The sequence below is a fragment of the Amycolatopsis sacchari genome (genome assembly GCF_900114035.1).
Taxonomy (GTDB): domain Bacteria; phylum Actinomycetota; class Actinomycetes; order Mycobacteriales; family Pseudonocardiaceae; genus Amycolatopsis_E; species Amycolatopsis_E sacchari.
Map to the genome: position 1 here is coordinate 37,020 of NZ_FORP01000009.1, position 11,693 is coordinate 48,712.

Below are 11,693 nucleotides of genomic sequence, written 5' to 3' on the forward strand. Positions count from 1 at the left end.
CCGGGGGGCGGCCCACCGCAGCCGACCAACCGAGCGGCACCGGCCCAGCCAAGCCCCGGGGGGCGTCCCGCGCAGCCCGAACCGACCCAACCGGGCCACAGCAGCCGCTCATGCGACTGTCCGTGGGGCGACCCAGTCGTCGCTTTCGTAGGTTCCGGGTGGCGATCCCGCTAGCCAGCGGACTTCTGAGCTTCGGCCGCCTCGGTGGAGCAGTTCGATCCGGCCTGCCAAGAACTCCGCGTCGGCGGCGACGCCGCAGAAGCGGCCCGAGCCCCACGTGTACTGCCACGGGAGACCCAGGAAATACAAGCCCTCACAACTCGTCACGCCTCTGTCGTGCGTGGGGTAGCCTCTGCCGTCGAAGATGGGGACGTCTATCCAGCGGTGGTCCCGGCCGAAACCTGTGCACCAGACCACCGACGTGATCCCCGACAGGGCCAGCTCCGTGGGCTCGACAGACGGCTGCCACACCGGGACGTAGCGGGCCTCCGACGGGGCATCTATGCCGTGCGACGAGATGTACGCGTCGATCGAGTCCTTGATTCCCTCGGACACCGCGTCCGCGGCGTCCAGGTTCTTGCGCAGGTCCTGGTCGAAAGTGAACGCGCCCGACGAGAAACCACGAAGCCTGCCGTACAAGCGCATTCCCTCGCGGGCGAAGGCGCGCAAATCGATGTCATGACCACCGTCGCGGCCTGTGACGTAGTGGTTGGCCCGGAAACGCACCGCATCCGCGTCGGCGAATTCGTCTATTCCCCTTCGGTAATAGCCCATCTCGTCCAGCCACGCCACCACGTCCCGGCCGCGGTACCGGCGCGCCACCCGCGGCGCGCTGCCCACCGCCAGGTGCACGCGACGCCCCGCCAGGTGCAGATCCTCCGCGATCTGGCAGCCCGACTGGCCCGTGCCGACCACCAGAACCTCGCCCGGCGGCAACCCGTCCGGATTCCGGTACTGCGAGGAATGCAGCTGCACCAACGACTCCGGCAGCCGCTCGGCCATCCTCGGGATCAGCGGCACCTGGTACGGCCCCGTCGCGAGCACGACCTGCTCCGCTGTCACGTCCCCCTGCGACGTGCGGACCAGGAAACCGTGTGGCGTCAACCGCAGGCGCGTCGCCTCCACACCCTCGATCACCGGCAGCTCGAACGTCTTCGCGTACTCCCGCACATACGAGACGATCTCGGCGCGCCCCATGAAACCGTCGGGATCCGGTCCGCGGTAAGGAAAACCCGGCAACTGACACTGCCAGTTCGGCGTCACGAGACAAAACGTGTCCCAGCGCCGGTCCCGCCACTCGTGGCCGATCTCGTCCCGCTCGAGGACCACGTGATCGATCCCGCGGCCCCGCAGGCAGTGGCTCATCGACAGCCCCGCCTGCCCACCGCCGATCACGACCACGGAGTGATGACGGCCATGTAGTGGATGAGACACCGAACGTCCTCCTCGCGAGTACCGTCGCTGATGACGACCAGTACAGCCAGGAGCCATTGCCGAACGGTTTCATCCGGAACAACTGCGTGTTACGCGCGGCCCGCTTTGTTACCGCTGCAGCACAAGGGAAAGCGCTCTCCGCAACTCCTCCGTGTGCCCGTCCGCCGATTTCGGACCACGCCACGCGATGTACCCGTCGGGCCGGACGAGGAGGCACTCCTCCTCCGCCATGCCGGACACACGGACCCACTCGCCGTACGCGTCGCGGGCCTCCGCCGCGCCTATGCGGACGAACCCGACCCCCGCGTCACGGACCGCCGGTTCCCACGCTCCGCCCGCGAGACCCGTGACGAGCGTGAACCGGCCGCCACCCACGAGGTCCAGAGTGGACACTCGCTCGCCGCGCTCGTTCACCAGCCACGCATGGGGCAGCTTCGCGCCGGGACGCGTGCTGGGCTGGTGGTACAGCTCCGGGTCGCGCGCCCACTCCTCCGCCGGACCGCCGTCGTCGAGGACCGCGGCCGACGCGTAACGCTGGTTCAGCTCGACGCCGTGCGCGTTGAACTCGTAGTTCTTCAGCTGGATCGCCTCGTCGAGCGCCTGCCGCCGCTTGACGCCCTCCGGCGCCCGGCACGCCGCCAGACCCGCGACGATCCCCTCGTCGTCAGTGCCGCCCGCGATGCCGAGCGCTTCGAAGATCGGGCCGAACTGGTCGCGGCTGAGGTTCGCGCGGTCGACGACCTGCTTGCCCACCGGCGCCCGCTCCGCGCTGTACGTGTCGAGCAGGCCGGGACCCGCTTCCCCGCGCAGCACCATCGCCAGCTTCCACGCCAGGTTGTAGGCGTCCTGGACGGACGTGTTCGAGCCCAGGCCGTTCGACGGCGGGTGCCGGTGCACGGCGTCGCCCGCGCAGAAGACCCGGCCGGCCGAATACTCCGTGGCGTAGCTGTGGTTGACCGTCCACAGCGAGGTCGACGTGATCTCCACCGGGATCGACGGGTCGCCGATCAGGTCGTGCACGATCCGCGTCGCCTCCGCGTCGTCGACCTCCGGTGGCGGCTGCGAGATGTCGTAGCCCCACGTCAGCAGCCATTCGTGCCACGGCCGCACCATCCGCACCAGCCCCATGCCGATGCCGCCCAGGTGCGCGCCGGGTCGCATCACCCAGTACAGCACGCTCGGCCGGTGCGCCACGTACTGCGACAGGTCGGCCTTGAACACGATGTTCATGCTGCCCGCCTTGCCGCTCTGCCCCGCGAACGGCAGGCCTGCCTGCTCCGCGACCAGGCTCCGGCCACCGTCGGCACCGATCAGGTAGCGAGCGCGCACCGTGTACTCGTCGCCGCGGACCCGGTCGAACAACCGTGCTGTCACGCCTTCCGAGTCCTGTTCCAGGGACAGGAACTCCGTGTCGAACCGGACCTTCGCGCCCCGCGCCGCGGCGTTGCTGACCAGGATCGGTTCCAGGTACGTCTGCGGCAGGTCGATCATGCCGCACGGACTGGCCGTCGCGTACTCGCTCAGCGACGCCGGGCCGGTACCCCACGTGCGGATCCGGCCGATCTCCTCCCCCGCGAGCGCCGTGCACAGCACCGTGTCGCCCATCAGCTCCTGCGGGGTGCCGGCCGCGAGCGCCTCCTGCTCCACGCCGAGATCACGCAGCACCTCCAGCGTCCGCTGGTTCGTGATGTGCGCGCGGGGCGTGTTGGCCACCCAGCCGTACTTGCTCACGAGCAGCGTCCGCACGCCGTAGGTGGCGAGCAGCAGCGCGGCGGACCCGCCGGCGGGGCCGCTGCCGACGACCAGGACGTCGGTGTCGTAGGTCATGGGATCTCCCGGGCGATCTTGAACGTGAAGTCGAGCCTGCGCCACTCGCCGTCGAGCGGGCGGCCGTCGGGCGCCGGGCCGTGCTGCGGGGCGAAGTCGACGACGAGATCCTCCTTGACGCCGAAGACCGTGTCACCTCGGCCGCCCTCGGTGTCGAGGTACGGGCCGCCGCGCACGAACAACTGTGTGATGAGCTGTGTGTACCCGGGCTTGAAGATCATGAAGTGCAGGTGCGGCGCCCGCCACGGGTGCCGTCCCGTCGCCGCCAGCATCTGCCCCACCGGGCCGTCGTCGGGGATCGGGTACTCGCTGGGCAGGATCGACCAGAACCGCAACCTGCCGCCGGCGTCGGTGGTGAACCTCGCGCGCAGGACCGGGCCGTCGAGGTCGGGCAGCTGGACGTCGTAGAAACCGTCCTCATTGGACTGCCACACGTCGACCGTCGCGTCCGGGACCGGTTCGCCGTGGGTGTCGGTGACGGACACGTCGACCCACAGCGGTGTGCCGGGCAGGCCCTGCGCGATGTCGCTGCCGTGCTCGGCGGCGGGCGGCCCCTCGACGTAGAACGGGCCGAGGACCGCGGAGGCGGTGGTGTCCGGCGTGCGCGAGTTCGTCAGCACGTCGACCGCGCTGGAGACGCCCAGCACGTCCGACAGCAGCACGAACTCCTGCCGCGTGTCCGTGGTGATGTGCCCGGCGCGAGTCAGGAACTCGATGGCGTACTGCCATTCGGGCTGGGTGACGTCGTTGCGCGTGACGTAGGAGTGGAGGTGCCGGACGAGGTCGGTGAGCAGCTGCCGCACCCGCGCGTCCGGCGCCCGGTCGAAGCTCGCGACCACCTGGTCGGTCAGCCAGCCGAGATCCGGCACGGTGCGCCCGCCGCCAGGACGCTCGCCGCGCCACGCCCCGTGAAGCAGCTCCTCGATGCCGTCACGGGTCAGCTCCCGCGGGTTCGGATACGGCGAGGCGGTGGCCAGCTCGGCAGCACGAGCGAGATCGGATTCCGCCATTCCCAGCGAGCGCAGCGAAGTCGGACCGTCCACCCGGACCACGAGGTCGAACACCCCGCTGGGCGCGTCGGCAGCGCCGAGGGCGTCCGCGATCCTGGCCATCGCCTGCCCAGCAGCGGGCGCGTTGTAGGCCATCGCGTGCGGCAGCATGACAGTGTGCGTCTCGGCATGGGGCAGGTCGAAGGAGCCGCCGAGGGTGTGGCACAGCTTGTGGTGCAGCCCCATGCCGACCCCGGCCAGGCACATCCCACCCAGCCACGCGGCTTCCAGCAGCTCGGCGCGGACGTCGAGCGCGGAGGGGTCGTCGGCCAGCCGGGGCAGGAACCGCGCGATCTTGCGGATCGCCTCCAGCGCCATGCCGTCCACGACGGGGTTCGACTCGGGCGAGTACAGCGCTTCGACCGCGTGGGCCATGGCGTTGACGGCGCTGGTGACCGAAACCGGCACGGGCAGCGACCGGGTCAGCTCGACGCCGTAAAGCACCGTCTCGGGCAGGATCGCGTCGGAGGAACGCGTCGTCTTGCGACCGTGCTCGGTCTCGCCGAGCACCGGCGTGACCTCCGAGCCCGCGTAGGTCGTCGGCAGGATCACCTGCGGCAGGTCCGTGCGCACGGCGAGCGCCTTCGACAGCCCGGTGACCGAGCCGCCGCCGACCGCGACGAGGCAGTCCGCGCCGTGTTCCTTCAGCACCTGCAGCGCCCGCTCGGTCACCTCGACGGGCGTGTGCATCACGGCCCCGTCGAACTCGGCCGCCAGCAGCGGGCCCAGCGCCGACCGGACCGCCCCGGCGTCGGCCGAGCGGCTGGACAACAACAGCACGCGCCGCCCGCCCAGCCGCTCGACCTCGTCCCGGACCTGGCTCGCCTGCCCGAACACCACCCGGCCGGCCCGGGCCGAGTACCCGAAGTTCCGCATCGCCCTCACTCCCTTGTGGTCCAAGGGCAGTATCGGGCGGGCGGACGCGGGAAAGCCTGCACGTTTCCCGCGTCCTCCTGCACGAAAAGCGCGTCAGCTCCGGGTGGTGAGCGCGAGGACCTTCAGGTTCGGCACCGCCGTCGTGGTGAACGACGTCAGGGTGCGGGCCGGGTCGGCGGGCAGGGTCACGTGCCAGATGTGCACGGCGCGGCCGTCCTCGGTGCCGTTGACGTTGTAGCGCGTCGTGGCGCCGAGGACGCTCTCCTCACCGAAGTGGGCGGACGTCGCTGCCCAGTCGGTGACGGCGAGGTGTGCCGTGGAGGTGGTGCCGTCGCTGTAGGTGAAGGTCACGTCGGTCTGCTGGTCGCCGTTGACCGCCGTGGTCAGCACGTCGAGCCCGGAGTACTTGCCCGGCGTCAGGTAGACGCGCTGGCCGCGCAGGCTGGTGAAGTTCCCGCTCGTGCCCGTCGTGGGCGGCACCAGGTACGGCACCTGCGCAAGCGTTTGCACCCCGGGCGCGGGCAGCTGTTCCGCGGGGAAGCTCCAGCCCTTGCCGTCGAGGTTGCCCTGCGCCTTTGCGTCCGCGGTCGCGACGCCGTCAGTGTCGTACTGCAGGTTCTGCAGGCACGACGTTCCGGCGGGCGTGCACGCGGCGGGCAGGTTCGGCACGGCCGGGGCGGGCAGGACGCGGTCGACCGGCGGCGTGCCCCACTTGCTCGGCGTCGACCCCAGGGTGAAGGTCACCTCGCCGCCCCGGTTCACGACCGACTCCGGCAGCCACGACTCCGCGTGCGCACGCCCGTCGAGCCGCACGTTCTGCACGTAGATGTTCGACGCCGAAGCGCCGGGCGCGTTGATCGTGATCGTCGGTCCGCCGTCCCGCTTGACCCACGCCTTCGGGAACATCGGGCTCGACAGCAGCATTTCCGCACGACTCGGCGTCTGCGGGTACATCCCGAGCGCGGCGAAGACGTACCACGCGGACATCGTGCCGAGGTCGTCGTTGCCGGGCAGCCCGCCGGGGCCGGTCTTGTACACCAGCGAAGCCATGGCGCGCACGGTTTCCTGCGTCTTCCACGGCTGCCCGAGCGCGTTGTACAGCCACGGCGTGTGGATGCCGGGCTCGTTCGTCGGGTCGTAGCGGAAGCCGTCGCCGCCCGTGGCCCACGAACCGTCGGGGCGGTGGAAGAACGCGTCGAGGCGTTGTGCCGCAACGTCCTTGCCGCCCATCGCCGCCGCGAGACCGGACACGTCGTGCTGCACCATCCACGTGTACGTCGCACTGGTGCCCTGCGCGAAGCCGAGGTCGGAGGTCGAGGAGAACGGCCAGACCCAGCTGCCGTCGGAGTTGCGGGCCTGCTGGTAGCCGCCCTCCGGGCCGGCGGAGGGGTTGAACGTGTTCCGCCACCAGCTCGCGCGCGGCAGCATCTCGTTGTAGACCTTGCGGTCGCCGAGGCGCTGCGCCCAGTCCGCGAGCGCGAAGTCGGCGGCGGAGTCCTCCAGCGTCTCGGCCGCGCCACCCCAGCAGTGGCACACGTCCTGGGGCGCATAACCGAGTTTCAGGTACTCGGCGAGGTTCGGGCGCTGGCCCTCGCACTGCCCGGGGCAGCCCTTGTCCGACAGCCCGGCCGGGTTCGGCACCGTCGCCTGGCGGTACAACGACTCGAACGCGCCACGGACGTCGAAGTTGCGCACGCCCATCGCGTAGAAGCCGGCCACTGTGGGCGCCGACGGGTCACCGGTCATCACGTGCGTCGGGCCGTTGACGTGCACCCACCGGTCCCACACGCCGCCGTTCTGCTGCGCCAGGTTGTACAGCGACTGCGCGAAGTCCCCGGCGATGCCGGGTTCCAGCAACGCGAGCAGCTGCGTGTGCGCGCGGTACTGGTCCCAGCCGGAGAAGTTGCCGTACTGCGCGCGCTGGCCGCGCGCGAGCCGGTGCACCTTCTGGTCGCTGCCGAGGTACGTGCCCTCGACGTCGCTGGCGATGTTCGGTTCCAGGAACGAGTGGTACAGCGCGGTGTAGAAGGTGGTGAGCTGGTCGGGAGAACCACCCGCGACCTCGATGGAGCGCAGCTGCTTGTTCCACTCCTGCCGCGCGTCCGCCGCGACGGAGTCGACCGTGTCCTTCGGCTTCACCTCGGCGGCGAGGTTGTGCCGCGCCGCGTCGAGGCTCGTGTAGGAGATGCCGACCTTCATCCGCACGTTGGTGTCGGCGAAGGTGACGTACCCGCCGGACCCCTTCCCGGCGCGGTTGGCCCCGGTCAGGTAGCCCTCGCCGCCGTGCGCGGTGGTCGAACCGGGCTCGAGCTGGTCGTTCACCCACGTGCCGTTGCCGGCGAACGCGCGGTCGAACGAGGCCACGAAGTACAGCCGGTAGTAGGTCTTGCGGTTGTTCTCGCCGCCGTTGGCGCGGCGGCCGCAGAAAGCGCCCGTCAGCACGGAACCGGTGACGGTCCGCGTCGCCGGGTCGATCTTGATCTCCGCGTCCTCGCTGCCGTTGAGCGAGTTGGACACGCGGAACAACAGGTTCGCGGGCGAGCCGGCCGGGAAGGTGAACTCACCGACGCCCGCGCGCGTGGTGACGGACAGGTCGGCCTTCACCCCGGAGTCGAGCGTGACCGTGTAGCGGCCCGGCTGCGCGTTTTCGTTGTCGTGGCTGAAGTTGCTCGCGTACACCGCGTCCGTGGTGTCCGCCGTCGGTGAGGACGTGACGGCACCGGCGAACGGCAGGATCGGCACGTCACCGGCCGCGCCGGGGTGGCAGCCCGCGCCGTTCACGTGCGTCAGCGCGAACCCGCGGGTGCGGGGCGTGGCGTAGGAGTAGCCGTTCGCACCGGCGGCGTTGGTCTGGTCCCCCGCGGTGTTGGTGGGACTCCACGAGATCATGCCGAACGGGCGCACCGCGCCCGGGTAGGTGTTGCCGCCGTTGGCGGAACCGATGAGCGGATCGACGTAGCGGACCGGGTCGGCGACCTTGGCGGGTGCGGCGTCCGCCGGGAGGGCGGGCAGGAGCGCACCGGCCAGTGCGACCGCGAGCAGGGATCTGATCACCCGCCGATCCCAGCCGCCGGTTCCGTCCGGTGCGTGAACATCCGTGAACGGCCGGGGGTCGCCAAGGTCAACTTCCCTTCCGGTAGGCGGCGGGGGTGGTGTCGAGGCGGGCGCGCATCACGCGCGTCAGGTGCTCCTGGTGCGAAAAACCGCACCGCACGGCGATTTCGGGGATGCTCAGCGTGTCGGCGCGCAGCATCCGGCAAGCGTGCTCGACGCGCAGGCGCATGAGATAACGGTGCGGGGTTTCGCCGGTCGCGGCCTTGAAGCGGCGGGTGAACTGGCTGACGCTGAGCGACGCGGCATCCGCCAGGTCGGCGAGCGGGATCGGCTCGGCGAGCCGGGCGAGCATGAGTTCCTTCGCGGCGGCGAGCTGCTTTTCCGACAGCGCACCGTTGTCGGCGCGGACGCGGGCTCGGGTGTAGCGGTGGGCCAGGTGAGCGGCGAACAGGCCGGACAGGTGGTCGACGTAGGTCCTGGCCGCGGGTTCCCACTGCCGGACCAGGCCGTCGAGCGCGAGCATGAGCTGCTCGACGAGCGGGTCGGCGACGCCGAGTTCCTCGTTGAGTTCCGCGGGAAGGGCGTCCGCGGGCAGGTAGGCGTGCACGGTGTCGAGCGGCCCGCCGAGTTCGACGGTCAGCTCCCGGCCCGCGGGGTGCATGAACAGGCCGCCGGCGGGCACGCGCCGTTCCTGCGTCCGGCCGCGGCGGACGGTGACCGGCCCGCCGAGGTGCAGGATGACCAGGTGCGTGCCCGCGGCGTCGAAGCGGGCGCGGTAAGGGCTTTCCGACTGGGTGGAGACGTAGAGCCCGGGCCAGCCGAGCCCGGCGCTGGACCGCGCAGGCCGCACCGACGGCAGGCGGAGGATGCCGTTGGTGTCGGCCAGGCCCAGCTCGGCCACGCTCGCCTCCCTCCGCCGGTGGAGACCCCGAGTCTAGGCGGCGTGGCGTGAGATGCGGGAGAGTTCGACGCCCCGCGGCTCCGGGACCCGCACTCGGCGCTCCTCCGACGGGGGCAGTCCGCGCAGGTCCTCCGTTATTCGTGTCAGGTCACGGTCTTCGTGCGGGGAACTGCCGTTCACGCGGGCCGGGCGCTGGCGGCGGTGGTTGCGCTCGATGGCGTAGGCGAGGAGGGCCAGGATCGCGAGGAAGAGGATCACGTTTGTCATGACAAGAATTGTTCGCCCAGCTACTTCCTGCCAACAGTGGCAGATCTGACGAACTACGCTAAAATCCTGCCATGCTCAAAACCGTTGCGGTGGTGATGATCGAGGGGGTCGCCCCGTTCGAGTTCGGCGTGCTGTGCGAGGTGTTCGGCATCGACCGCAGCGACGACGGGGTGCCGAAGTTCGACTTCCGCCCGTGCGGCGAACGCCCCGGGCAACCGCTGGCCACGAGCGTGCCCGGCGTCTCCATGACCCCGGCACACGGCCTCGACGGGCTGATCGGCGCGGACCTCGTCGCCGTACCCGCGGTGAGCACCGACGAGGAGTACCCGCCCGCCGTGATCGAGGCGGTGCGCGCCGCCGCCGACCGCGGCGCCATGCTGCTGTCCGTCTGCAGCGGCGCCTTCCTGCTCGGCGAGGCCGGGCTGCTCGACGGCCGCCACTGCACCACGCACTGGCACCACGTCGAGGCGTTCCAGGCCCGCTTCCCCGAGGCGAAGGTCGATCCGGACGTCTTGTTCGTCGACGAGGGCGACATCATCACCAGCGCGGGCACGGCCGCCGGCATCGACGCGTGCCTGCACCTCGTCCGCCGCGAACTGGGTTCCGCGATCGCGACCACGATCGCGCGCCGGATGGTCGTACCGCCCCAGCGGGACGGCGGGCAGCGGCAGTTCGTCGCACTGCCCGTGCCCGAGTGCACCGCCGACAGCCTCCAGCCCGTGCTCACGTGGATGCTGGAAAACCTCGCGGAGGACCACTCCGTCGCGACGCTGGCGAAGCGCGCGCAGATGTCCGAGCGCACCTTCGCACGCCGGTTCGCCGCGGAGACCGGGACGACCCCGCACAAGTGGCTGTCGATGCAGCGGGTCCTGCACGCCCGCACGCTGCTGGAGGAGACCCGGCTGGGCATCGAGGAGATCGCCCGCGAGTGCGGGTTCGGCACGGCGGCCCTGCTGCGCCACCACTTCCACCGCGTCGTCGGCGTCTCCCCGCACGACTACCGCCGGACGTTCGCGCCCGCGTGAGGCATGCTGTCAGGCGTGACCTATGACGTGGACGCCGTTCGCAAGCACTTCCCCGCGCTCGACGAGGGCGCCGCGCACTTCGACGGGCCGGGTGGCTCGCAGGTCCCGGACGTGGTCGGGCAGGCGGTCGCCGCGACCCTGACCTCCGCGATCGCCAACCGGGGCACCGTCACCGCCGCCGAACGGCGGGCCGAGGAGGTCGTGCTCACCGCGCGGCAGGCCGCGGCGGATCTCGTCGGCGGCGTGCCCGAGGGCATCGTCTTCGGCCGCAGCATGACGCAGCTGACGTACGACTTCTCCCGCGCGCTGGCGAAAACCTGGCAGCCCGGCGACGAAGTCGTGGTCACGCGCCTAGACCACGACGCCAACATCCGGCCGTGGCTCCAGGCCGCCGAGGCACGCGGGATCACCGTGCGGTGGGCCGACTTCGACCCGGCCACCGGCGAACTGCCCGCCGACGCCGTTCCCGTCACCGAGCGCACGAAGCTGGTCGCCGTCACCGCGGCGTCCAACCTCCTGGGCACCCGGCCCGATGTGCCCGCGATCGCGGCGAAGGCCCACGAAGCAGGTGCACTGTGCTATGTGGACGGTGTGCACCTCACCCCGCACGCGCCGGTGGACGTCGCCGCGCTCGGGGCGGACTTCTACGGTTGCTCACCGTACAAGTTCCTCGGCCCGCACCTGGGTTTCCTCGCCGCCGCACCGGAACTGCTGGAGACGCTGCACCCGGACAAGCTCGCCCCGTCCACGAACGCCGTGCCCGAGCGCTTCGAACTGGGCACCCTCCCGTACGAGCTGCTCGCGGGTACCACCGCCGCCATCGACTTCCTCGCCGGTCTCGTCCCGGGCGAAGGCACCCGGCGGGAACGCCTGGACGTTTCGATGCGGGCGTTGGAGGAGTACGAAACCGGTCTGCTGCGCACACTCGACGAAGGGCTCGCCGCCATCCCCGGCGTGACGCGGTACGGCTCCCCCACCCGGCACCGCACCCCGACGGTCCTGTTCACCGTGGACGGTCGCACCCCTGCCGAGGTCTACCGCCACCTCGCCGCCCACGGCGTGAACGCGCCGGCGGGCAGCTTCTACGCACTGGACTGCGCACGCCACCTGGGCCTCGGCGAAACCGGCGCCGTCCGCGCGGGGATCGCGCCCTACACCACCGAGGACGACGTGCGGCGGCTGCTGGAGGCTGTGCAGTCCGCATAGCCTCCACCAGGTGACTGTGCACTTCGCACGGTGACGGCCGGGGAACCCGTGGTT

General features: G+C 70.9%; 8 protein-coding genes. 2 read left to right on the plus strand and 6 right to left on the minus strand.

Annotated features, from left to right (window positions below; translation table 11 throughout):
• Positions 1-108: 108 nt before the first annotated feature.
• The 6 genes from BMZ92_RS17000 to BMZ92_RS17025 form a co-directional block, all read right to left on the minus strand.
• On the minus strand, positions 109-1,401 hold the full coding sequence (locus tag BMZ92_RS17000) for an MSMEG_0569 family flavin-dependent oxidoreductase (protein ID WP_245783099.1): 1,293 nt from the start codon (positions 1,399-1,401) through the stop codon (positions 109-111).
• A gap of 141 nt (positions 1,402-1,542) precedes the next feature.
• Positions 1,543-3,261, minus strand: coding sequence for an FAD-dependent oxidoreductase (locus BMZ92_RS17005; RefSeq protein ID WP_091508531.1), 1,719 nt, complete (start codon positions 3,259-3,261; stop codon positions 1,543-1,545).
• A complete protein-coding gene (locus BMZ92_RS17010) occupies positions 3,258-5,186 on the minus strand; it encodes a maleylacetate reductase and hydroxyquinol 1,2-dioxygenase domain-containing protein (protein ID WP_091508534.1) in 1,929 nt (642 codons plus the stop codon). The genes BMZ92_RS17005 and BMZ92_RS17010 overlap by 4 nt, the downstream gene beginning before the upstream one ends.
• A gap of 93 nt (positions 5,187-5,279) precedes the next feature.
• On the minus strand, positions 5,280-8,240 hold the full coding sequence (locus tag BMZ92_RS17015; protein WP_245783100.1) for a GH92 family glycosyl hydrolase: 2,961 nt from the start codon (positions 8,238-8,240) through the stop codon (positions 5,280-5,282).
• Between the two features lie 67 nt (positions 8,241-8,307).
• A complete protein-coding gene (locus BMZ92_RS17020) occupies positions 8,308-9,141 on the minus strand; it encodes an AraC family transcriptional regulator (RefSeq protein WP_091508536.1) in 834 nt (277 codons plus the stop codon).
• Between the two features lie 33 nt (positions 9,142-9,174).
• The gene (locus BMZ92_RS17025; protein WP_143249871.1) at positions 9,175-9,408 is read right to left on the minus strand and encodes a hypothetical protein; all 234 of its coding nucleotides are present in this window, start codon (positions 9,406-9,408) and stop codon (positions 9,175-9,177) included.
• Between the two features lie 71 nt (positions 9,409-9,479).
• Between BMZ92_RS17025 and BMZ92_RS17030 the strand changes: the two genes are divergently transcribed.
• Together BMZ92_RS17030 and BMZ92_RS17035 are read left to right on the plus strand one after the other, a co-directional pair.
• On the plus strand, positions 9,480-10,433 hold the full coding sequence (locus BMZ92_RS17030; protein WP_091508540.1) for a GlxA family transcriptional regulator: 954 nt from the start codon (positions 9,480-9,482) through the stop codon (positions 10,431-10,433).
• A gap of 15 nt (positions 10,434-10,448) precedes the next feature.
• Entirely contained in the window at positions 10,449-11,639 is a 1,191-nt protein-coding gene (locus BMZ92_RS17035) for a cysteine desulfurase-like protein (RefSeq protein WP_091508885.1), read from the plus strand.
• Positions 11,640-11,693 lie beyond the last annotated feature (54 nt).